This window comes from Streptomyces sp. SAJ15 (genome assembly GCF_007595705.1).
In the GTDB taxonomy this organism is placed as follows: domain Bacteria; phylum Actinomycetota; class Actinomycetes; order Streptomycetales; family Streptomycetaceae; genus Streptomyces.
Genome location: NZ_NISY01000001.1, coordinates 1,141,021 through 1,162,372 on the forward strand (window position 1 = coordinate 1,141,021; position 21,352 = coordinate 1,162,372).

Annotated in this window: 17 protein-coding genes; 13 read left to right on the forward strand and 4 right to left on the reverse strand. The window is 72.7% G+C overall.

Features of this window, described 5'->3' with window-relative positions:
* Window positions 1–186: 186 nt before the first annotated feature.
* The 4 genes from CD790_RS05010 (at window position 187) to mutM (ending at window position 3,404) form a co-directional block, all read left to right on the forward strand.
* Complete coding sequence (locus CD790_RS05010) at window positions 187–783, forward strand: DUF177 domain-containing protein (protein ID WP_260867316.1); 597 nt, start codon at window positions 187–189, stop codon at window positions 781–783.
* 2 nt (window positions 784–785) lie between these two features.
* Window positions 786–959, forward strand: a complete 174-nt coding sequence (rpmF, locus tag CD790_RS05015; RefSeq protein ID WP_099201005.1) for a 50S ribosomal protein L32 — start codon at window positions 786–788, stop codon at window positions 957–959.
* 21 nt (window positions 960–980) lie between these two features.
* The gene (gene rnc, locus CD790_RS05020; protein WP_144381704.1) at window positions 981–1,766 is read left to right on the forward strand and encodes a ribonuclease III; all 786 of its coding nucleotides are present in this window, start codon (window positions 981–983) and stop codon (window positions 1,764–1,766) included.
* Between the two features lie 774 nt (window positions 1,767–2,540).
* Window positions 2,541–3,404: a bifunctional DNA-formamidopyrimidine glycosylase/DNA-(apurinic or apyrimidinic site) lyase gene (gene mutM / locus CD790_RS05025; RefSeq protein WP_144381705.1), complete on the forward strand. Its 864-nt coding sequence runs from the start codon at window positions 2,541–2,543 to the stop codon at window positions 3,402–3,404.
* 95 nt (window positions 3,405–3,499) lie between these two features.
* Here the strand turns inward: mutM and CD790_RS05030 are convergent, their stop codons facing one another.
* Window positions 3,500–3,928 carry a helix-turn-helix domain-containing protein gene (locus CD790_RS05030; protein WP_144381706.1) on the reverse strand — a complete coding sequence of 143 codons (429 nt, stop codon included), beginning with the start codon at window positions 3,926–3,928 and terminating at the stop codon, window positions 3,500–3,502.
* 112 nt (window positions 3,929–4,040) lie between these two features.
* Between CD790_RS05030 and CD790_RS05035 the strand changes: the two genes are divergently transcribed.
* Window positions 4,041–4,634, forward strand: coding sequence for a flavodoxin family protein (locus tag CD790_RS05035; protein WP_144381707.1), 594 nt, complete (start codon window positions 4,041–4,043; stop codon window positions 4,632–4,634).
* Between the two features lie 136 nt (window positions 4,635–4,770).
* On the opposite strand, the gene CD790_RS05040 is transcribed toward CD790_RS05035, so the two are convergent.
* Entirely contained in the window at window positions 4,771–5,598 is an 828-nt protein-coding gene (locus CD790_RS05040; RefSeq protein WP_260867317.1) for a CAP domain-containing protein, read from the reverse strand.
* Window positions 5,599–5,902: 304 nt separating this feature from the next.
* Between CD790_RS05040 and CD790_RS05045 the strand changes: the two genes are divergently transcribed.
* From CD790_RS05045 to CD790_RS05060, 4 genes are all read left to right on the forward strand, one after another.
* Window positions 5,903–6,184, forward strand: a complete 282-nt coding sequence (locus CD790_RS05045) for an acylphosphatase (protein WP_144381709.1) — start codon at window positions 5,903–5,905, stop codon at window positions 6,182–6,184.
* 381 nt (window positions 6,185–6,565) lie between these two features.
* The gene (locus tag CD790_RS05050) at window positions 6,566–6,775 is read left to right on the forward strand and encodes a hypothetical protein (RefSeq protein WP_144381710.1); all 210 of its coding nucleotides are present in this window, start codon (window positions 6,566–6,568) and stop codon (window positions 6,773–6,775) included.
* Window positions 6,776–7,230: 455 nt separating this feature from the next.
* Window positions 7,231–10,959 (forward strand): AAA family ATPase, encoded by a 3,729-nt coding sequence (locus CD790_RS05055; RefSeq protein WP_144381711.1) that lies wholly within the window; start codon window positions 7,231–7,233, stop codon window positions 10,957–10,959.
* 163 nt (window positions 10,960–11,122) lie between these two features.
* Window positions 11,123–12,550 carry a sugar porter family MFS transporter gene (locus tag CD790_RS05060; protein WP_144381712.1) on the forward strand — a complete coding sequence of 476 codons (1,428 nt, stop codon included), beginning with the start codon at window positions 11,123–11,125 and terminating at the stop codon, window positions 12,548–12,550.
* 118 nt (window positions 12,551–12,668) lie between these two features.
* Here the strand turns inward: CD790_RS05060 and CD790_RS05065 are convergent, their stop codons facing one another.
* Window positions 12,669–14,171, reverse strand: coding sequence for a cytosine permease (locus CD790_RS05065; RefSeq protein WP_144381713.1), 1,503 nt, complete (start codon window positions 14,169–14,171; stop codon window positions 12,669–12,671).
* Between the two features lie 204 nt (window positions 14,172–14,375).
* Here CD790_RS05065 and ftsY point away from each other — a divergent pair, with 204 nt between their 5' ends.
* Window positions 14,376–15,614 (forward strand): signal recognition particle-docking protein FtsY, encoded by a 1,239-nt coding sequence (gene ftsY, locus CD790_RS05070; protein ID WP_144381714.1) that lies wholly within the window; start codon window positions 14,376–14,378, stop codon window positions 15,612–15,614.
* A gap of 309 nt (window positions 15,615–15,923) precedes the next feature.
* Here the strand turns inward: ftsY and CD790_RS05075 are convergent, their stop codons facing one another.
* The gene (locus CD790_RS05075; RefSeq protein ID WP_144381715.1) at window positions 15,924–16,610 is read right to left on the reverse strand and encodes a bifunctional DNA primase/polymerase; all 687 of its coding nucleotides are present in this window, start codon (window positions 16,608–16,610) and stop codon (window positions 15,924–15,926) included.
* A 443-nt stretch (window positions 16,611–17,053) separates the two neighbouring features.
* Between CD790_RS05075 and CD790_RS05080 the strand changes: the two genes are divergently transcribed.
* The 3 genes from CD790_RS05080 (at window position 17,054) to CD790_RS05090 (ending at window position 20,361) form a co-directional block, all read left to right on the forward strand.
* Window positions 17,054–18,541 (forward strand): hypothetical protein, encoded by a 1,488-nt coding sequence (locus CD790_RS05080; protein ID WP_144381716.1) that lies wholly within the window; start codon window positions 17,054–17,056, stop codon window positions 18,539–18,541.
* Between the two features lie 201 nt (window positions 18,542–18,742).
* Window positions 18,743–20,026 carry an ammonium transporter gene (locus CD790_RS05085; RefSeq protein WP_144381717.1) on the forward strand — a complete coding sequence of 428 codons (1,284 nt, stop codon included), beginning with the start codon at window positions 18,743–18,745 and terminating at the stop codon, window positions 20,024–20,026.
* Complete coding sequence (locus CD790_RS05090) at window positions 20,023–20,361, forward strand: P-II family nitrogen regulator (RefSeq protein WP_144381718.1); 339 nt, start codon at window positions 20,023–20,025, stop codon at window positions 20,359–20,361. Before CD790_RS05085 ends, CD790_RS05090 begins: the two co-directional genes overlap by 4 nt.
* Window positions 20,362–21,352 lie beyond the last annotated feature (991 nt).

Consider the following 21,352-nt stretch of genomic DNA (forward strand, 5'->3'; position numbering starts at 1 on the left):
CGCGGATTGGGACGAGAGCGGCGCGTCCAGTATCCTGGCTCTTCGGTCGCGCCTACGTCCGCGATCTAGGCTGCCCGCTTCGCGTCGACGCGCCGTGGCGGGGTGAGCCGTTCCGCAGCGTAAAGCGTCGTAACACGTAGAAAGCAGGAAGCCCTGAACGCCCGCCTCGACCACCGTGCCCCGCTCGTGTTCGACACACGCGAGCTCGGGCGGCGTCCTGGTGCGCTCAAGCGGCTCTCCCGCTCCGTGCCCGCCCCCAAGGACCTCGGTATCGAGGTCATCGGGGTGCGGGAGGGCGCGACGGTGCAGCTCGACCTCCGCCTGGAGTCGGTCATGGAAGGGGTGCTCGTCACAGGCACCGCCCGTGCACCGCTCACGGGGGAGTGCGTAAGGTGTCTGGAGCCGCTGGAGCGTGAGCTCGAAGCGGACTTCCAGGAGATGTACTCCTACCCCGACGCCGACGCCTGGGGCCGCGAAGCGGACTCGGACGACGACGCCGAGGAGGAGGACAGGCTCTTCCTCGAGGACGACTTGCTCGATCTCGAACCCGTGCTGCGGGACGCGGTGGTGCTGTCACTGCCGCTGCAGCCGGTGTGCCGGGAGGACTGCCTCGGCCTGTGTCCCGACTGCGGGATGCGGCTGACGGACGACCCGGACCACCACCACGACGCCGTCGACATCCGTTGGGCGGCACTGCAGGGACTCGCCGACACCATCAAGGACGGCGAGAAGGACAACATGGGCGGCGCCGATGCGGGCGTCGACGAGAAGCAGGAGAAGTAGCCGTGGCTGTTCCGAAGCGGAAGATGTCGCGCAGCAACACGCGCCACCGCCGGTCGCAGTGGAAGGCTGCGGTCCCCACCCTGGTGGCGTGCGAGCGCTGCCACGAGCCGAAGCAGCAGCACATCGCGTGCCCGAGCTGCGGCACCTACAACAAGCGTCAGGTCCTCGCGGTCTGATCGGCTGGGGGATACGGCTCCATGTCAGACGCCTATACGTCTCCCCGCAAGCGCGGGGGTGAATCGACGCCGGCGGACACAGCCTCGTCCCACACGATTCTGGAAGGGCGGCTCGGCTATCAGGTTGAGTCCGCCCTTCTGGTGCGTGCGCTGACCCACCGCTCCTACGCGTACGAGAACGGCGGGCTGCCCACCAACGAGCGGCTGGAGTTCCTCGGGGACTCCGTGCTCGGCCTGGTGGTCACCGACACGCTGTACCGCGTCCACCCCGACCTGCCCGAGGGTCAGCTGGCCAAGCTGCGGGCCGCGGTGGTCAACTCGCGCGCGTTGGCGGAGGTGGGTCGCGGCCTCGACCTCGGCGCCTTCATCCGGCTCGGCCGGGGCGAAGAGGGCACCGGAGGCCGGGACAAGGCGTCCATCCTCGCCGACACCCTGGAAGCGGTGATCGGCGCGGTCTATCTGGACCAGGGTCTGGACGCCGCTGGCGAGCTGGTGCACCGGCTCTTCGACCCGCTCATCGAGAAGTCTTCGAATCTCGGTGCCGGCCTGGACTGGAAGACCAGCCTCCAGGAGCTCACCGCGACGGAGGGACTCGGCGTGCCCGAGTACCTGGTCACGGAGGAGGGCCCCGACCACGAGAAGACCTTCACGGCTGCTGCCCGCGTCGGTGGTGTCGCGTACGGCACCGGCACCGGCCGCAGCAAGAAGGAAGCCGAGCAGCAGGCCGCCGAGGCCGCCTGGCGCGCGATCCGCGCCGCGGCGGACGAGGCGAAGGCCGCCCCCGCGGCGGCCGGCGACACCCTCTGACCCGCCTGCTGAATCGACACCCCGCGCGCCGGTGGTGGAGAGGCACCCGCCTGACCACCACCGGCGCGTGCGTATGTCCGCACTCGGAGCCGCACCCTCCGTCCGCCGCGTCGGCGAGCCCGCGGGGAAGGCGCGCACTCCTTTCGCCGCGTCGGCGAGCTCGCCGCGAAGGCGCGCAACCCCTTCCGCCGCGACGGCGAGCGGCCGCGACGTCGCGGGTCCGGCGGAATGGCCGTCGGCCGCGGCCGAACGCCTGAGGGGGAGACGCCCGGGCGGCGAGGCGGGGTGCCCACGCCAGGAACCCCCGGGTGCCATCGGCGACGTCGAGCCCGCCAGGGAGGCGCACCCTCCGTCCGCCGCGTCGGCGAGCCCGCCAGGGAGGCGCACCCTCCGTCCGCCGCGTCGGCGAGCTCGCCGCGAAGGCGCGCAACCCCTTCCGCCGCGACGGCGAACGGCCGCGACGTCGCGGGTCCGGCGGAATGGCCGGCGGCCGCGGCCAAACCACCGAAGGGCGCACCCGGGCGGAAGCCCCCGTCGCGGATGCGACGCTGGAGAGGTAGGGCCGGGACACCCGGCCGGCGAGGGACCGGGCATACTGCGGGGTGCCCGCGCCCCGAGCCACCGGTGCCCGACCGGAATCGCGGGGTGCCCGCGCCACGAGCCACCAATGCCCGCACCGGAATCGCGGGGTGCCCGCGCCACGAGCCACCGGTGCCCGCACCGGAATCGTGGGGTGCCCGCACCAGGACCAGCCACCCGCTCCGGAGGAGAACCGTGCCCGAGCTGCCCGAGGTCGAGGTCGTACGCCGTGGACTGGCCCGCTGGGTGAGCGGCCGTACGGTGGCGTCGGTCGAGGTGCTGCACCCGCGGGCCATCCGGCGGCACGCCGCGGGGCCGGCGGACTTCGCCGCGCGGCTCACCGGGCGGCGCATCGGGGAGGCGCACCGCCGCGGGAAGTACCTGTGGCTGCCGGTCGACGGCGCTCAGAGCTCGGTCCTGGCCCACCTGGGGATGAGCGGCCAGCTGCTGGTCCAGCCGCGCGACGCCGCCGACGAGAGGCACCTGCGCATCCGCGTCCGCTTCGACGACTCCGAGGGCACCGAGCTGCGCTTCGTCGACCAGCGGACCTTCGGCGGGCTCTCGCTGCACGAGACCACCCCCGACGGCCTTCCGGACGTCATCGCGCACATCGCCCGGGACCCGCTCGACCCGGCCTTCGACGAGGCGGCCTTCCACGCGGCGCTGCGCCGCCGCCGCACCACCCTCAAGCGGGCCCTGCTGGACCAGTCGCTGATCAGCGGGGTCGGCAACATCTACGCCGACGAGGCACTCTGGCGCGCCCGACTGCACTACGAGCGGCCGACGGCGACCCTCACCCGACCGCGCAGCACCGAACTCCTCGGACACGTCCGGGACGTGATGAACGACGCGCTGGCGGTGGGCGGCACGAGCTTCGACAGCCTCTACGTCAACGTGAACGGCGAGTCGGGCTACTTCTCGCGCTCCCTGGACGCCTACGGCCGTGAGGACGAGCCGTGCAACCGCTGTGGGACGCCCATGCGTCGCCGGCCGTGGATGAACCGCTCCAGCTACTTCTGCCCGCGCTGTCAGCGGGCCCCCCGACCCGCCGTCTGCTAGGCCCCGCCCGCAAGCGCTAGGCCCCGTCCGCAAGCGCTCAGCCCCGCCCCGCCGCGCTCGGCCTCGCCCCGCTCCGCCGCCCAGGCCCGCCGCGCTCAGCCCCGTTCCGTGTCGTAGCGCTCCTGGGCCGTCAGCACCTCCGCCATCCGGTCCTCAAGGAGGTGGATGAGCGACAGCAGTCGATCGGCGACGTCCCGGCCGAGCGCGGTGAGCTCGTAGTCCACCCGTGGCGGGTTGGTCGGTTGGGCCTCGCGACGGACCAGACCGTCGCGTTCGAGCGCGTGCAGGGTCTGGGACAGCATCTTCTCGCTGACGCCGTCCACCCGCCGCCGCAGCTCGTTGAAGCGGAGCGTGCCCTCCCGGAGGGCGGTCAGCGTGAGGCCGCCCCAGCGGCCGGTGACGTGCTCCAGCGTGGCCCGGGAGGGACAGGACTTGGCGAAGACGTCGAACGGCAGGTTCTCGTCCGCCTCGCCCGCCTCCCCCACCGCCGCTCCCGCGGGCGCCGTGCTGCTCTGAGTCTCCATAGAGCCACCCTACTCGCGCACAGCGCTAACTTGTGGGTTGCGCTTTCTAAAAGTTAGTGCTTCTCTGGTGGGGCGCCGCCACCGAGCGCTCTACCAGCCAAGGAGCCCCGCCGTGACCACCCCTGTCGTCTCCATCGCCTACCACTCCGGCTTCGGCCACACCGCCGTCCTCGCCGAGGCCGTTCGGGACGGCGCGGTCGCCGCCGGGGCCACCGTGCACCTGGTCAAGGTCGACGAGATCACCGAGGCCGAGTGGGAGCTGCTCGACGCCTCCGACGCGATCGTCTTCGGCTCGCCGACGTACATGGGCACCGCCTCCGGCGCCTTCCACGCCTTCGCCGAGGCCAGCAGCCAGCGCTGGTTCACCCGGGCCTGGCAGGACAAGATCGCCGCCGGCTTCACCAACTCCGCCTCCAAGAGCGGCGACAAGCTGCACACCCTGCAGTTCTTCACCGTGCTCGCCGCCCAGCACGGCATGCACTGGGTCAGCCTCAACCTGCTCCCGGGCTGGAAGAGCTCCACCGGCTCCGAGAACGACATCAACCGCCTCGGCTTCTTCCTGGGCGCCGCCGCGCAGAGCAACGACGACCAGGGCCCGGAGGGCGTCCACAAGGCCGACATCGCCACCGCCGACCACCTGGGCCGCCGGGTCGCCGAGCAGGCCCGGGTGCAGATCGCCGGCCGCGCCGCGGTCGCCGCCGTCTGACGACCCGTCCGTACGCCCCGCGACCTCGGCCGCGCCGCGCGCCGGCGGCCTCCTCCGGGCCGGTACGCCGCCGAACGCGCCGATGCCCGCCTCTCGTTTGGACGAGAGGCGGGCATCGGCGCATGTCGGGGCTTCCTCAGAAACCGAACTCCTGGGTCCACCAGGGACCGCCCTCGGCGAAGTGCGCGCCGACGCCCAGGGTCCTGTACTCGCAGTTGAGTATGTTGGCGCGGTGTCCGGTGTTGCCCATCCAGGTGTCCATCACCGCCGGCGCGTCCTTCTGGCCGCGTGCGATGTTCTCCCCGCCCAGATCGTCGATGCCCCGCTTCTTGGCCCGGTCCCAGGGTGTGGCCCCGTCCGGGTCCGTGTGGTCGAAGAAGTCCCTCTGGTCCATGTCCCGGCTGAAGTCGCCGGCCAGGTCCGCCAGTTCCGGGTCCGCGGTCACCGGGGAGCAGCCGGCCTCGACCCGCTCCTGGTTGACCAGGGCGAGCACCTCGCGCTCGACGGCGGAGTGGCGGCTGTGCGACGGGGAGTCCGGCGCGCTGGTCGGGTGCGGCGCCTTCGGCTTGTGCGGCGCGGGCGCGCCGCGGGACGGCCGCGGGCCCTCGTCGTCGGCGCGGTCCGGCTCCCGCTCCGCCGGGGCCGAGGGCGGGGTCGAGGACGACGGCGCGGGGCGGGGGGAGCGGGGCGAGGCCGAGGTCGAGGGCGAGGGCGAGGAGGTCGCCGACGGGCTGGCGGAGCGGTCCGCGGCGCGGCTGGCGGCCGGCTCCTCGCGGTCCTCCGTGGCGCTGGACGGGGCGCCCGCGTTCACCGGGACACCCGCCGGCGGCTGGTGGGCGCGGACCGTGCCGTGGTCGTCGGTCCCCCCGGCGAGGGTGTGGTCACCGCCCGGCAGCACTCCGGAGGCCATCGCCACCGCGCCCAGCGCGACGGCGGCGGAAACGCCCAGCAGGCCGGTGCGCACCGGGGTGAGGCGGCCGCGGCGGCCGCTCCGATGCCGTCCGGCGGCCGGGTCCGAGGGTGCCACGGGGGTGGGGGCGGGGGCAGCGGGCGTGGTGGCCCTCGTCGGGGTGGTGACCCGCTCGGGCGCTGCCTCGGTTTCGGGGGCAGATCGTCGATGGCGACCCATCTGCTGTCTCCCGCCTTCCTTGCGTGCTCGGCGTCAACGTCTATCACTCATATGGGTGAGTACTTGTGTGCCGGGACTGTACGCCATGGGACTTGGAGTCGAGGTGCTCCATAGGCAATTGGCCGGTTAGCGTGCAGGCATGAATGACGATGTCCGCCTGACGGCCTGGGTGCGCGGCAGGGTGCAAGGAGTCGGTTTCCGCTGGTTCACGCGGGCCAACGCGCTGGCCATCGGCGGCCTGGTGGGCTTCGCCTCGAACCTCGCCGACGGGCGGGTGCAGGTGGTCGCGGAGGGGCCGCGAAACGAATGCGAACAGTTGCTCGACTGGCTGCGCGCGGGCGACACGCCCGGGCGCGTCGACGGGGTGACCGAGATCTGGGGCACACCGCGCGGCGGCTACGAGACCTTCGAGATCCGCTGAGCCCGGCGCCCCAGCCGGTCTCGCCGCAGCACAGCCTTACCCGTCTCATGGTGTTACGCCGGGCCGCGCGGGGCAGAAACCGGCAGGTGGTTGCCAAGCGGGCCGCTCCATGGAAGGCTGCGGGCTAAGGATGATCTCCACACCCCTGCGGGGTCTTTGGAGAGGCGAAGCCGCCGGATCGGGCGGCCGTACGCCCCCGGCCCGGTGGTCGTTGCGGTGTGTGATCGTGTTGACCGTCAAACCATTTGGTGAGACGCTGGAAGCCCCGCGCACCTTAGCTGTTTGGCATTGAGCACGGTAGTGATGACAGACACCGCGGGTGCGAATCCCTCACGACCCACACCGCTTCGGTCGGTCACTCAGTGTGGAGGACCATCCATCATGGCAAAGGCGCTTCTCGGTTACGTCGGCGGCTCCGACCCCCGAGTCCTCGCCGAGATGCGACGGCTTCAGCAGCGCGTCCAGGACCTCGAATCCGAGCTCATCCGGATCCAGGCCGAGAACGACGCGCTTTCTGCTGCCGCCGCGCACCAGAGCGACTCGCTGCTCGACAGCATCGACGTACCCAAGGCGGAGCCTGCGCTCGCCTGACCCGAGCCCGCCCGGGCCGGTCGGGCTGAATCGTCAGCCGCTTGGAGATTTTGCAAGGGACGCCTCGGCGTCCCTTCGTCGTATCCGTCTCGCCTCCGCCGGCATCCAGGCGTCGTACCCGTGCTCGTGTCGTCTGCTCGTGTCATGTCCGGTCCGCGGTGCCGCCGCGGTGCCTGGCCGTGTCCTCCGCGTCCGTCCGTCGACCCGCGTCGTGTCGCGTCCCGTCGCGTCCTGTCGTGCCGCCGTCCCCGTAAGCGCCGCGGATCGTCGTCGTCCGCCGTGCATCCCATGCGCGCCGTCCGCGCGAAGCCCCTGCCGTGACCTCGCGGCACCCCCGAAGCCGTGCTGACGAGAGTCTCTCTTCACCGCGATGTCGCCACCGCGATTCCTTTACCGTCTGATGTGCCCTGCACGTTCACCGGTGAAACCGAACACGAACGGTAGAGTCCAACGGCGTGCACCTCAAGAGCCTGACCCTCAGAGGCTTCAAATCCTTCGCCTCCGCGACGACGCTCCGGTTCGAGCCCGGCATCACCTGCGTCGTCGGCCCCAACGGTTCGGGCAAGTCCAATGTGGTGGACGCGCTTTCCTGGGTCATGGGGGAGCAGGGTGCCAAGTCGCTGCGCGGCGGAAAGATGGAGGACGTCATCTTCGCCGGGACCACCGGCCGGCCCCCGCTGGGCCGCGCCGAGGTCTCCCTCACCATCGACAACTCCGATGGCGCGCTGCCCATCGACTACTCGGAAGTCACCATCACGCGGATCATGTTCCGCAACGGCGGCAGCGAATACCAGATCAACGGCGACACCTGCCGGCTCCTCGACATCCAGGAACTGCTCTCCGACTCCGGCATCGGCCGGGAGATGCACGTCATCGTCGGCCAGGGCCAGCTCGACTCCGTGCTGCACGCCGACCCGGCCGGCCGCCGCGCGTTCATCGAGGAGGCCGCCGGCGTCCTCAAACACCGCAAGCGCAAGGAGAAGGCGCTGCGGAAGCTGGACGCCATGCAGGCCAACCTGGCCCGCGTCCAGGACCTCACCGACGAGCTGCGCCGCCAGCTCAAGCCGCTCGGCCGGCAGGCCGCGGTGGCCCGGCGCGCCGCCGTCATCCAGGCCGATCTGCGCGACGCCCGGCTGCGGCTGCTCGCGGACGACCTGGTGACCCTGCGCTCGGCCCTGCGCGCCGAGATCGCCGACGAGGCCGCCCTCAAGGAGCGCAAGGAGGCGGCGGAGGAGCAGCTGCGCGGCGCGCTCCAGCGGGAGGCCGCGCTGGAGGAGCAGGTGCGTCGGCTCGCCCCCCGGCTCCAGCGCGCCCAGCAGACCTGGTACGAGCTCTCGCAGCTGGCGGAGCGGGTCCGGGGCACCGTCAGCCTGGCCGACGCCCGCGTCACCAGCGCCACCTCGGCGCCGGTGGAGGAGCGGCGGGGCCGCGATCCGGAGGACATGGAGCGCGAGGCCGCCCGCATCCGCGAGCAGGAGGCGGAGCTGGAGGCCGCGCTGGAGGCGGCGACCCGGGCGCTGGAGGACACCGTCGCGCACCGCGCCGAGCTGGAGCGGCGGTTGGCCGAGGAGGAGCGCCGGCTCCGGGACGCCGCGCGCGCCGTCGCCGACCGCCGCGAGGGGCTGGCCCGGCTGCACGGACAGGTGAACGCCGCCCGTGGCCGGGCCGGTTCCGCCCAGGCCGAGATCGACCGGCTGGCCGCCGCACGGGACGAGGCGCGCCAGCGGGCGGTCACCGCGCAGGAGGAGTACCAGCAGCTCCAGACGGAGGTGGACGGACTCGACGCCGGCGACGCCGAGTTGACCGAGCGGCACGAGGCCGCCAAGCGCGAGCTGGCCGACGCCGACGCCGCGTTGGCCGCCGCCCGCGAGGCCCTCACCACGGCCGAGCGCCAGCGCGCCGCGACCTCCGCCCGACATGACGCGCTCGCCCTCGGGCTGCGCCGGAAGGACGGCACCGGCGCCCTGCTGGCCGCCACCGACCGGCTCACCGGGCTGCTCGGCCCCGCCGCCGAACTGCTCACCGTCGCCCCCGGCTACGAGATCCCCGTCGCCGCCGCCCTCGGCGCGGCCGCCGACGCGCTGGCCGTCGCCGACCCCGCCACCGCGGCCGACGCGCTGCGTCTGCTGCGCAAGCACGACGCCGGCCGGGCGGCCCTGCTGCTGGCCGTTCCCGACGATCCCGGCCCGCACCCGTCGGCCCCGGCGCCCGGCGACGACTCCGCGCCGGCCCCGGGCGTGGCGGCCGGAGAGACGGGTGCCGGCGCTGCCGCCTACGGCGCCGGCCCGGCGGCGGCCGTGCCCCTCGCCGCGGCGGTGCGGCCGGGTCAGGTGCCCGGGGCCCGCGCGGCCGAACCGGCCGCGCCGGCAGCGGCCCCCGCCGGGTGGGCTGCCGCCGCGGACCTGGTGAGCGGCCCCGCCGGGCTGCTGCCCGCGGTGCGGCGGTTGCTGGACCGCGTCGCCGTGGTCGACACCCTGGAGGACGCCGAAGAGCTGGTCGGGTCCGATCGGCGGTGGACGGCCGTGACCGCCGAGGGCGATCTGCTGGGCGCGCACTTCGCCCAGGGCGGGTCCGCCGGGGCACCGAGCCTGCTGGAGGTGCGGGCGTCGGTCGACGAGGCGGCCGCGGAGCTGACCGAGCTGGGCACCCGGTGCGAGGAGCTGGCCGAGGCGCAGCGGCGGGCGGCCGAGCGGCGTACCGCCGGCGCCGCGCTGGTGGAGGAGCTCGCCACCCGGCGCAGCGCCGCCGACCGGGAGAAGTCGCAGGTCGCGCAGGCGCTGGGGCGGCTGGCCGGACAGGCGCGGGCGGCCGCGGGGGAGGCCGAGCGGATGACGGCCGCCGCCGCCAAGGCGGAGGAGGCGCTGGCGCGGGCCCAGGAGGAGGCCGAGGAGCTGGCCGAGCGGCTGGCGGTGGCCGAGGAGGAGCCCGGGCAGGAGGAGCCGGACACCTCCGTACGGGACCGGCTGGCGGCGGACGGGGCCAACGCCCGGCAGACCGAGATGGAGGCGCGGCTCCAGGTGCGCACCCACGAGGAGCGGGTCAAGGGGCTGGCCGGGCGGGCGGACGCCTTGGACAGGGGAGCGCGCGCCGAGCGGGAGGCGCGGGCGCGGGCCGAGCAGCGACGGGACCGGCTGCGGCACGAGGCGCGGGTGGCCGGCGCCGTCGCGGCCGGCGCCCGGCAGCTGTTGGCGCATGTGGAGGTGTCGCTGGTACGGGCCGAGGCGGAGCGGGACACCGCCGAGCGGGCCAAGGCCGAGCGCGAGCAGGAGCTGATCGCCGAGCGCAACCGGGGGCGTGAGCTCAAGGGCGAGCTGGACAAGTTGACCGATTCGGTGCACCGGGGCGAGGTGCTGGGCGCGGAGAAGCGGCTGCGCATCGAGCAGCTGGAGGCCAAGGCGCTGGAGGAGCTCGGTGTCGAGCCGGCCGGGCTGATCGCCGAGTACGGCCCCGACCAGCCGGTTCCGCCCTCCCCACCGGCCGAGGGCGAGGTGCTTCCGGAGGATCCGGAGCATCCCCGGAACCAGCCCGTGGCCTTCCACCGAGGCCGGCAGGAGAAGCGGCTCAAGGCCGCCGAGCGCGCGTACCAGCAGCTGGGCAAGGTGAACCCGCTGGCGTTGGAGGAGTTCGCGGCGCTGGAGGAGCGGCACAAGTTCCTCAGCGAGCAGCTGGAGGACCTGAAGAAGACCCGCGCCGACCTCCTCCAGGTGGTCAAGGAGGTCGACGAGCGGGTCGAGCAGGTCTTCACCGAGGCGTACCGCGACACGGCGCGCGAGTTCGAGGGCGTCTTCTCCCGGCTGTTCCCCGGTGGCGAGGGGCGGCTGGTGCTCACCGACCCCGAGGACATGCTGGCCACCGGGGTGGATGTGGAGGCCCGGCCGCCGGGGAAGAAGGTCAAGCGGCTGTCCCTGCTGTCCGGCGGCGAACGCTCGCTGACCGCCGTGGCGCTGCTGGTTTCGATCTTCAAGGCGCGTCCCAGCCCGTTCTATGTGATGGACGAGGTCGAGGCGGCGCTGGACGACACCAACCTCCAGCGGCTGATCCGGATCATGGTGGAGCTCCAGGAGAGCTCGCAGCTGATCGTGATCACCCACCAGAAGCGGACCATGGAGGTCGCCGACGCGCTGTACGGCGTGTCGATGCAGGGTGACGGGGTCTCCAAGGTCGTCAGTCAGCGGCTGCGCTGAAGATCGTCTTCAAAGTACTTCAATTCTTGAAGTCAAGCCGGGGAGCGCTGCGGCGTAACTTCTTAGCCACGCCCTATTGACTTCGAAACTTGAAGGCATAGTCTCTGCAACGTTGTTTTTACCTTCAAGGTCCGGCAGCGCAGCCGGGCCAGAGGAGTGAACGTTGACCAGCACCGCGACGGCGCAGGCGTCCGAGGGCCGCAAGGCCCAGCCGGACCACCTCGGCCATGTCATCTTCATCACCGCGGCCGCCGCGATGGGCGGCTTCCTCTTCGGCTACGACAGTGCCGTGATCAACGGTGCGGTCGAGGCGATCCGTGACCGCTACGAGATCGGCTCCGCCGCCCTCGCCCAGGTCATCGCCGTCGCCCTGATCGGCTGCGCGGTCGGTGCCGCCACCGCCGGCCGGATGGCCGACCGGATCGGCCGGATCCGCGTCATGCAGATCGCGGCGGCGCTGTTCACCGTCAGCGCGGTCGGCTCCGCGCTGCCGTTCTCGCTGTGGGACCTGGCCATGTGGCGGGTGCTCGGCGGCATCGGCATCGGCATGGCCTCCGTCATCGGCCCGGCCTACATCGCCGAGGTGGCCCCGCCCGCGTACCGCGGCCGACTGGCCTCCTTCCAGCAGGCCGCGATCGTCATCGGCATCGCCATCTCCCAGCTCGTCAACTGGGGCATCCTCAACCTCGCCGACGGCGACCAGCGCGGTGAGATCGCCGGTATCGAGGCCTGGCAGTGGATGCTCGGCGTGATGGTCGTCCCGGCCGCGCTCTACGGCCTGCTGTCCTTCGCCATCCCGGAGTCGCCCCGCTTCCTGATCTCGGTCGGCAAGACCGAGCGCGCCAAGGAGGTGCTCGCCGAGGTCGAGGGCGCCGGCACCGACCTCGACGCCCGTGTCGCCGAGATCCAGCAGGCGATGGACAGCGAGCAGAAGTCGACCTTCAAGGACCTGATGGGCGGCCGCGCCGGACTGCTTCCGGTGGTCTGGATCGGCATCGGCCTCTCCGTCTTCCAGCAGCTCGTCGGCATCAACGTCGCCTTCTACTACTCCTCCACGCTGTGGCAGTCGGTCGGCGTCGACCCGAGCAGCTCGTTCTTCTACTCGTTCACCACGTCGATCATCAACATCCTCGGCACCGTGATCGCGATGATCTTCGTCGACCGCATCGGCCGGAAGCCGCTGGCGCTGATCGGCTCGGTCGGCATGGCGGTCTCGCTCGCGCTGGTCGCCTGGGCCTTCTCGGCCAAGACCGGCGCCGGCGCCGACGTGGTGCTGCCGGACACCGAGGGCACCGTCGCGCTGATCGCCGCGCACGCCTTCGTGCTCTTCTTCGCCCTGTCCTGGGGTGTGGTGGTCTGGGTGCTGCTCGGTGAGATGTTCCCGAACAAGATCCGCGCCGCCGCGCTGGGCGTCGCCGCCTCCGCCCAGTGGGTCGCCAACTGGGCCATCACCGCCAGCTTCCCGAGCCTGTCGGAGTGGAACCTCTCGGGCACGTACGTGATGTACACGGTCTTCGCCGCGCTCTCCGTCCCGTTCATCCTCAAGTGGGTGCCGGAGACCAAGGGCAAGGCGTTGGAGGAGATGGGCTAACCCCCCCGCCAGCCTCATCTCCACAAGCGACTGCCCCGGCTCACACCGTGAGCCGGGGCAGTCGCTTGTTCCGCTCTCTCGTCCCCGCGGGTCGGACCGGCCCGCGGCGGGGGCGGGATCAGCCCGCGGACACCGTCTCGCGCTCGGTCTCGGCCCGCTCCGGGGCGTCCACGTCCTCCCGCGCGGCCGGCAGCACCGCGTAGAGCAGCGCGGAGACCAGGATCGTCACCGCCCAGCCCAGACCGTTGCGGCCGATCCAGGTGGTGGCCAGCGGCCCGGTGAACCAGTCGACCTTGGTGAAGCAGAGGCCGAAGCCCAGGGCCAGCCCCCAGGCGGTCATCGCCTGCCAGCAGAAGCCGCCCGCGTACCAGTAGCGGCTGCCGCGCCCGGTGTCCATCAGACCCTCCGGGTCGTACTTCACCGCGCGGTCGCGACGCCGCAGCATGTCGACGCCGAAGACGCCGATCCAGGCGGAGAAGGAGACCGCGAGCAGGGTCAGGAAGGCGATGAAGGAGGAGAGGAAGCTCTTGGCGACCAGCATCAGGATCAGACCGCCGACCAGGCTGATGACGGCGTTGACGCTGACGGCCAGGGCGCGCGGGAGCTTCACGCCCATCGTCTGGGCGGTGAACCCGGCGGAGTACATCGACAGGCTGTTGATCAGCAGCATGCCGACCAGCGCGGTGATCAGGTACGGCACGGCCAGCCAGGTCGGCAGCACGTCACCCAGGAAGGAGACCGGGTCCGGCGCCGAGGCCAGGTCCGGCTGGGCGGCGGCCATGACCGCGCCCATCAGCACCATCGGGACGACCACGATGGCCGCGCCCGACACCGTGGTGCCGACGATCGCCCGGCTGGAGGTGCGGCCGGGCAGGTAGCGGGTGAAGTCGGGACCCGAGGGCACCCAGCTGATGCCGCCGGCCGCGATGGTGCCGATGCCCGCGATCAGCATGGCGGTGGAGCCGGCCGGACGGGAGAAGATCTGGTCCCAGTCGATCTTCCAGACCAGATAGCCGAGGACCAGCACGCTGAACGCGCCGAAGAGATAGGTCGACCAGGTGTTGCACACCGCCAGCACCTTGCGGCCCATGCCGCTCACCAGGAAGGTGCAGGCGACGAAGGCGAAGAGGGTGACGACGATCAGCGGGGTGCTGGACTCGATGCCGAACAGCAGCCGCAGGACGGTCAGCAGGGCGTACGCGCCGGTGACGGCGTTGATCGTCTCCCAGCCGAAGCGGGCTATCCAGAGGATCATGCCGGGGAAGTAGTTGCCCCGGACGCCGAAGGTGGCGCGCGACAGCAGCAGCCCGGGGGCGCCGCCCCACTTGCCGGCGATCGACACCAGGCCGACCATGCCGTACGAGACGGCGGAGGCGCAGGCGCCGACGATCAGCACCTGCCAGATGTTCAGACCGTTGAAGACCACCAGGCCGGCGCCCATCGTGAGCAGCAGCACGCTGATGTTGGCCGCGACCCAGGTCGGGAAGAGCTCCCGCGCCCGCCCGTGTCGCTCGCTCTCCGGCACCGGTTCGATGCCTCTGGTCTCGATGGCGCCCGCCTCCGCGGTGGCGGAGGCGGAGGACGCGGTGACGTCGTTGTCCAGGCTGTCCGTATGGGCCATGTTTTCCATGGGGTTGGAGCGCTCCGTACGAGATGGTCGTGGGGCGGGAAGCCGAGATGGATGGGGGACGCAAGGGACTCTACGCGCGTCGCGTCCCGGGTCGCCATAGTAGTTTGCTCCGACTTCGCCTGATTAGAGCCATTGGTCCTCGATCCCGGCGACAGGGGCTGTTCCGCGGGAGGCGTGGTTGATACTGGGTGCGTTATGGAATTCGTCATCCTTGCCGTAGTCATCGCTGTGGTCGCGCTCGCCGCGATCAGCGGGCTCGTCGTCAGCGGCCGCAAGAAGCGGCAGCTGCCCCCGGCCCCGCCGAGCAGCCCGTCCGTCACCGCGCCGCCCGCCGAGCCGCACGTCGGCGAGGAGGCCGAGACCCCACGCGCCGAACCGCGCCGCACCATCGAGGAGGTCGACCTCCCGGTCGCCGAGCCCGAGGCTCCGGCGCCGGTCGAGGTCGCACCGGAGGAGGCCCTGCCGGCCGCCCCCGCCATCGAGGTCCCCGAGCCCACCGCCGGCCGCCTGGTGCGGCTGCGCGCCCGGCTGTCCCGCTCCCAGAACTCCCTGGGCAAGGGCCTGCTGACGCTGCTGTCCCGTGAGCACCTCGACGAGGACACCTGGGAGGAGATCGAGGACACGCTGCTGACCGCCGACGTCGGCGTGAAGCCCACCCAGGAGCTCGTCGACCGGCTGCGCGAGCGGGTCAAGGTGCTCGGCACCCGCACCCCCGAGGAGCTGCGCGGCCTGCTGCGCGAGGAGCTGCTGCTGCTCATCGGCACCGAGGCCGATCGCTCCGTGCACACCGAGAGCGGCATGACCGAGGACGGCCGGGAGAAGCCGGGCGTCGTCCTGGTCGTCGGGGTCAACGGCACCGGCAAGACCACCACCACCGGCAAGCTGGCCCGGGTGCTGGTCGCCGACGGCAAGTCCGTCGTCCTCGGTGCCGCCGACACCTTCCGCGCCGCCGCCGCCGACCAGCTGCAGACCTGGGGCGAGCGGGTCGGTGCCCGCACCGTCCGCGGCCCCGAGGGCGGCGACCCCGCGTCCATCGCCTTCGACGCGGTCAAGGAGGGCATCGCCGAGGGCGCGGACGTCGTCCTCGTCGACACCGCCGGCCGACTGCACACCAAGACCGGGCTCATGGACGAGCTGGGCAAGGTCAAGCGGGTCGTGGAGAAGCACGGCGAGGTGGACGAGGTGCTGCTCGTCCTCGACGCCACCACGGGTCAGAACGGCCTGGTGCAGGCGCGGGTCTTCGCCGAGGTCGTGGACATCACCGGCATCGTCCTCACCAAGCTGGACGGCACCGCCAAGGGCGGCATCGTGATCGCCGTCCAGCGTGAGCTGGGCGTCCCGGTCAAGCTGGTCGGCCTGGGCGAGGGCGCGGACGACCTGGCCCCCTTCGAGCCGGAGGCGTTCGTCGACGCCCTGATCGGCAACGGGGACTGACCTGACCGAGCGCCGCCACGGCGCTCGCGCCGCGGACCGCACCACGGGCCCGCCGACTCCAGCGAGTCGGCGGGCCCGTCCGTTTCTCTCCCGGCTTCTCCCGGCGCCACGCGAGAACCGCTCCGCGGGCGGGGGCGGCCGTCGGAAGTCCGCCCTCGCTGGCGGCCTGTCGCCGCGTGGCGTCGTCGTCTCTCGGGGTGGGGCCCTTCCCTGGCTTCCGGGCTGCGGTCTTCCCGGGTCCGTGGGCATGCCGGTCTTCCCCCGGGCGTGCGGTCTTCCCCTGGGGGCGGCTCGGCCGCGGCCGGCCGCTCAGCCGCAGAAGGGGGCGCGGTTGCAGGCGTACGCCAGCGTGCCCAGCAGCAGCCGGGCCTCCGGCGGCCGGCCGGCCGTCTCCAGCGTCGGCGGGCGCAGCCAGCGGACCGGGCCGAGCCCGCCGAGGTCGGAGGGCGGGGCGGTGACGTGGTCGCCGGGGCCCAGGCAGCGCAGATCGAGGTCCGCGTCGTCCCAGCCCATCCGGTAGAGCAGCCGAGGCAACTCGGCGGCGGCGCCCGGGGCGACGAAGAACTGCGCCCGCCCGTGCGGGGTGGCGGCCACCGGGCCCAGCGGCAGGCCCATCCGCTCCATCCGCACCAGGGCGTGCTGGCCGGCCTGCTCGGCGACGTCCAGGACGTCGAAGGCGCCGCCGACCGGGAGCAGCACGGCGGCCCCGGGCACCTCGCCCCATGCCGCCGCGGCGTCGTCGAGGGTGGCCCCGGCGGGCACCGTCGGGGCGAAGGAGAGCGGGTGTGCGCCCGGTGCCGGGCATCCGGCCGTGCCGCAGGAGCACTCCGCCCTGCCGCCCGAGCCGCGGACGGCCGCGCGGGCGCCGGGCACCACGTCCCAGCCCCAGAGCCCGGTGTACTCCGCCACCGTGGTGCACTCGGGCGTGCGGCCGCGGCGCCGTGGGCCGGCCCCCTTGTTCCGGTGGTCCCGGATGCCGCCGATCGTGAAGCCCATGCCCCCTCCAACGGGTCGCGCTCATCGATGGTTACGACCCGGAGTCTCGCGCTCACAGGGTGTCGCCGTCGGGCGTGGCGGCGGCGCATGGAGGCGAGGCGCAGTGGCGTGCAGCGCCGCTCGCGCCCTTGTGTGCGCCGTTGCACCCACTGTCTGATCGTCCTGAGTCAAGTGAATCGCGCGAAGCCGCGCAGCAGTTCAGTCGAAGGGGTGGCGAATGGTGGCGTTTAAGTAAACGACCTCGCCAGGAGCGTGATCGTAGGATTACTTTCGGTGCATGAGCCCTGGGTGCCATCGCCCGCCGCGGGGTATGCCGATGACACGGCGGCCCGTCCGGAGTGGCTCGTTCGGCGCGTTACGGTCCTCCTCCAAGAGGCCAACCGGGCTCCGACGGCGGCGTTCTGATGGCGATTCGAAAGGTTTCGTGGGATGGGGGCGTTCCTGTGAGCGGCACCGGCGGAAGCGCTGACAAGCGCCCCAACGAGCAGCTGGGATCGTGGTTCGTGCGCAGCGGCTGGTCCAAGGGCGAGCTGGCGCGCCAGGTGAACCGCAGGGCGCGGCAGATCGGCGCGCACCACATCAGCACCGACACCTCCCGGGTGCGGCGCTGGCTGGACGGCGAGCAGCCGCGCGAGCCGATCCCGCGGATCCTCTCCGAGCTCTTCTCGGAGCGCTTCGGGTGCGTGGTGGGCGTCGAGGACCTCGGACTGCGCCCGGTGCACCAGTCGCCCTCGGTCTCCGGTGTCGACCTGCCCTGGGCCGGCCCGCAGACGGTCTCGCTGCTCAGCGAGTTCTCACGCAGCGATCTGATGCTCGCCCGCCGGGGCTTCCTCGGCACCTCGCTGGCGCTGGCCGCCGGCCCCGCGCTCATCGAGCCGATGCAGCGGTGGCTCACCCCGCTGCCGACCGGCGGGCAGCCGTCGCAGGCCGACGGCGACCGCTCGCGCCGGTCGTCCCGGCTCTCCAGGCCGGAGCTCGAGCTGCTGGAGGCCACCGCGGTCATGTTCCGCAAGTGGGACGCCCAGTGCGGCGGCGGGCTGCGCCGCAAGGCCGTCGTCGGCCAGCTGCACGAGGTCACCGACCTGCTCCAGGAGAACCACTCGGAGGCCAGCGGCAAGCGGCTGTTCACCGTCGCCGCCGAGCTCGCCGAGCTGGCCGGGTGGATGAGCTACGACATCGGGATGCACCCCACCGCCCAGAAGTACTTCGTGCTCGCGCTGCACGCCGCCAAGGAGGCCGGTGACCGGCCCCTGGGGTCGTACATCCTCTCCAGCATGAGCCGACAGATGATCCACCTGGGGCGCCCGGACGACGCCCTGGAGCTGATCCACCTGGCGCAGTACGGCAGTCAGCAGAGCGCCACCCCGCGCACCCAGGCCATGCTGTATGCGATGGAGGCGCGGGCCTACGCCAATATGGGCCAGCCCAACAAGTGCCACCGCGCGGTGCGGCTGGCCGAGGACGCCTTCAGCGACTGCGCCCGCGGCGACGGCGACCCGGACTGGATCCGGTTCTTCTCCGAGGCCGAGCTCAACGCGGAGAACGCCCACTCCTATCGCGATCTGGCCTATGTGGCCGGGCGGAGCCCCACCTACGCCGAGCGCGCCACCCCGTACATGCGCCGGGCCGTGGAGCTGTTCGCCGAGGAGGCCGAGCAGGAGGACGGGCACACCCGCTCGTACGCGCTCAACCTGATCGGCATGGCCACCGTCCATCTGCTCCAGCGCGAGCCGGAGCAGTCCGCGCAGCTCGCCGAGAAGGCGCTGCCCTTCGCCAAGCGGGTGCGCTCGGAGCGGGTGAACAACCGGCTCCGCAAGACGGTGGACACCGCCGTGCGGGACTTCGGCGACGTGCCCGCGGTGGCGCAGCTGCACGAGCAGCTCATGGTCCAGCTGCCCGACTCCGGCGAGGGCGCGGCCCGCGCGGTCTGACCGACCGCTTTCAGCCACCGGGCGTGCCCGCGCGCCGTACCGCGGGTTCACGCGGACGTAACACGTCGTGCGCCTTCGTCACTGCCGCGAAACACCGTCGGGCATCGACGGAAACCGCGGCGCGCCAACCTCATGGCGAAAACCGGCCCATCCCTTTCTCCACTTCCCGCACGGGCCGCCGCTTCGAGGGAGACGTCGACATTGAATGGTGCAGACACGGCATTCGTCTTGATCAGTGCCGCGCTCGTGATGCTGATGACGCCCGGCCTGGCTTTCTTCTACGGCGGCATGGTGCGGGTGAAAAGTGCCCTCAACATGCTGATGATGTCCTTCATCTCGCTCGGCATCGTCAGCGTGCTGTGGGTGCTGTACGGGTACTCGCTCACCTTCGGTGACGACATCGGGGGCGGGCTGCTGGGCGACTTCAGCCACATCGGCCTCAAGGGCATCGACCCGGAGACGCTGACCGGTGGCAAGGAGGGCATCCCGGTCCTCGCCTTCGCGCTCTTCCAGCTGATGTTCGCGATCATCACGCCCGCCCTGATGAGCGGCGCGCTCGCGGACCGGGTGAAGTTCAGCGCCTGGGCGCTGTTCATCACGCTGTGGGTGAGCGTCGTCTACTTCCCGGTCGCGCACTGGGTATGGCAGGCCGACGGCTGGCTGTTCCAGCTTGAGGTGATCGACTTCGCGGGCGGTACCGCGGTGCACATCAACGCCGGCGTCGGCGCGCTCGCCGCGGTGCTGGTGGTCGGCAAGCGGATCGGTTTCAAGAAGGACCCGATGCGACCGCACAGCCTGCCCCTGGTGATGCTCGGCGCCGCGCTGCTGTGGTTCGGCTGGTTCGGCTTCAACGCCGGCTCCGCGCTGGCCGCCAACGGCACCGCCGCCACCATGGCGTTCAACACCCAGGTCGCCACCGGCGCCGCGATGCTCGGCTGGCTCGCCTACGAGCGCATCCGGCACGGCGCGTTCACCACCCTGGGCGCGGCCTCCGGCGCGGTCGCCGGCCTGGTCGCCATCACCCCCTCCGGCGCCGCGGTCAACGCCTTCGGCGCGATCCTCATCGGCCTGGTCGCCGGCGTCGCCTGCTCCTGGGCGGTCAGCTGGAAATTCAAGCTGGGCTTCGACGACTCGCTGGACGTCGTCGGCGTCCACCTGGTCGGCGGTGTGATCGGTACGCTGCTGGTCGGCGTGCTCGCCATCGACGGCGTCGGCGGCCTGGAGCAGCTGGGCAGGCAGGCGGTCGGTGCCTTCTCGGTGATGGCGTTCTCCTTCGTCGTCTCCTACCTCCTGGCCAAGCTCGTCGACTCCACCATCGGCTTCCGAGCCAGCGAGGACGACGAGGTCAGCGGCGTCGACCAGGCGTTCCACGCCGAGACGGCGTACGACTTCAGCGCGGTGGGCGGCGCGCCGACCGGCCGCACCGCGGCGCCCCGGCCGGCCGAGGCCGCCGCCGCCCCGATCAGCAAGAAGGTGGACGCATGAAGCTCATCACCGCGGTTGTGAAGCCGTTCAAGTCCGACGAGATCAAGGAGGCCCTCCAGGCGTTCGGGGTCAAGGGCCTGACCATCAGCGAGGCCAGCGGCTACGGACGGCAGCGCGGCCACACCGAGGTCTACCGAGGCGCCGAGTACAAGATCGACCTGGTGCCGAAGGTGCGCATAGAGGTACTCGTCGAGGACGACGACGCCGACGACGTCATCGACGTCCTCGTCCGGGCCGCCCACACCGGCAAGATCGGCGACGGGAAGGTGTGGAGCATCCCCGTGGACACGGTGGTCCGCGTCCGCACGGGCGAGCGCGGCCCCGAGGCGCTGTAGCACCCCGCGTGAGCGGGCCCGACCGGGCCGGCCGGGCCGACTGGCCTGACCGGGCCGGCCGCCCGGGTGTTCCGGAGGGCCGGTGCTCGGTGGCTCGGGTGGCCGGGGGCTTGGCGCACCGGGAGCCGGGAGTCGGGAGTTCCGGCAGGCCGGGCGGTCCCGTGGAGGACGCCTGGCGGGACGTGCGGCCCTCTCCGGTCGGCGGCCTCGCGGTCGGGGCCCCGCGGGGCGGTGCGCGGCGGCGCTGCCTACCGTGACCGGCCTTCTCCGACGGCCGCGCGGCCCCGGTCCACGGGGCCTGTACCTCGGCCCGTCGGGTCACCCGTCGGGGCCGGGCGCCCCGGGGCCGGACGGCCGGCGGCGTATGGAAGGTCCCGGCGGGGGCGGGACCACCGGTCACCGGCACCGGCCGCCGCGCGGGTCCGGCCCTCGGGCGGGCCGGGCGGCGGCCGACAGGCCGAGCCGAGGCCGGGGGCGAACGGCCGGCGACGGCTTCCCGGCGGGAGCCGTCACCCGGGGATCGGGTCTTCCGGACACGGTCTGCCGGGCCTGGCTTCACGGGGGAGCGGCGGCCCCGTCGGGGACCAGCGTGGGCCCGCCATCGGTGCGCACCGCCAGCAGGCGTCGCCGGCCAAGGCCAACCGGGACCGCGGGACACCGCGGGTGGCGCGGGCCGGTGCCTCGCCGTCGCCCGGCCGTCGGCGAACGCGTCGACATCGGGGCGGTGCCGGTGGGGCCGGCGCCTCTCGGGATGTGGTGGGGCGGTGGTTCGGGGCCGGGTGTTCCGGGTGGTGGGCTCGGGAGGGGGCGTCCGGTGGACGGTCCGGGTCCGACGGAGCCGGATCCGCCGGGTCGGGGGGCGGCGCCCTCCGGCGCCTGCCGGGGCCCTTCCGTTGCGGCGGTGCGCCCGGACGTTCGGAGCCAGCCGCCTGGCTCGGCGTCTGGCGAAGGCGGCTGGTCCGACGGAGCCGGATCCGCCGAGTCGGGGGCG

Coding starts and splice junctions, on each gene's coding strand:
- rnc (WP_144381704.1), top strand. CDS start 981: ATGTCAGACGCCTATACGTCTCCCCGCAAGCGCGGGGGTGAATCGACG.
- CD790_RS05030 (WP_144381706.1), bottom strand. CDS start 3,928: ATGGAGACTCAGAGCAGCACGGCGCCCGCGGGAGCGGCGGTGGGGGAG.
- CD790_RS05045 (WP_144381709.1), top strand. CDS start 5,903: ATGAATGACGATGTCCGCCTGACGGCCTGGGTGCGCGGCAGGGTGCAA.
- CD790_RS05050 (WP_144381710.1), top strand. CDS start 6,566: ATGGCAAAGGCGCTTCTCGGTTACGTCGGCGGCTCCGACCCCCGAGTC.
- CD790_RS05065 (WP_144381713.1), bottom strand. CDS start 14,171: ATGGCCCATACGGACAGCCTGGACAACGACGTCACCGCGTCCTCCGCC.
- ftsY (WP_144381714.1), top strand. CDS start 14,376: ATGGAATTCGTCATCCTTGCCGTAGTCATCGCTGTGGTCGCGCTCGCC.
- CD790_RS05075 (WP_144381715.1), bottom strand. CDS start 16,610: ATGGGCTTCACGATCGGCGGCATCCGGGACCACCGGAACAAGGGGGCC.
- CD790_RS05090 (WP_144381718.1), top strand. CDS start 20,023: ATGAAGCTCATCACCGCGGTTGTGAAGCCGTTCAAGTCCGACGAGATC.